The 667-nt window shown below is 43.2% G+C and carries 1 tRNA gene and 1 rRNA gene; both read right to left on the reverse strand.

Annotated elements, in window-relative coordinates:
* Positions 1–99 precede the first annotated feature (99 nt).
* Positions 100–176 (reverse strand) — tRNA-Ile (locus tag ACQPUW_RS17270).
* Positions 177–305: 129 nt separating this feature from the next.
* Positions 306–667 (reverse strand): 16S ribosomal RNA (locus ACQPUW_RS17275); the annotation flags it as partial.

Consider the following 667-nt stretch of genomic DNA (forward strand, 5'->3'; position numbering starts at 1 on the left):
TTTTAGTTCTCACAAAGAATAGTATTTAATAAATACTTTTTATTTCTTGGCTTGTTGTATCAACAATTTATATTCATATGCAATTTTAAAAGAACAATGTGGTGGGTCTAAGTGGACTCGAACCACCGACCTCACGCTTATCAGGCGTGCGCTCTAACCAGCTGAGCTATAGACCCATATTGTTTTGAGAGTAATCTCTCAAAATTGAACAGAAACCATTTAAAAACCTTCTTTTCGGTAAGAAATCCGAATTTCGAATTTTTTAATATACCAGTTAATCATCTTGTTAACTGAATTCTCCATAGAAAGGAGGTGATCCAGCCGCAGGTTCTCCTACGGCTACCTTGTTACGACTTCACCCCAATCGCTGACCCTACCTTAGGTCGCTGCCTCCTTGCGGTTAGCTCACGAACTTTGGGTATTGCCAACTCTCATGGTGTGACGGGCGGTGTGTACAAGGCCCGGGAACGTATTCACCGCGACATGCTGATTCGCGATTACTAGTAACTCCAGCTTCATGTAGGCGAGTTTCAGCCTACAATCCGAACTGAGACAAGTTTTGAAGTTTAGCTCCACCTCACGGTATTGCATCTCTCTGTACTTGCCATTGTAGCACGTGTGTAGCCCTAGACATAAGGGGCATGATGATTTGACGTCATCCCCACCT

This window comes from Clostridium sardiniense, assembly GCF_050584765.1.
Lineage (GTDB): Bacteria > Bacillota > Clostridia > Clostridiales > Clostridiaceae > Clostridium > Clostridium sardiniense_A.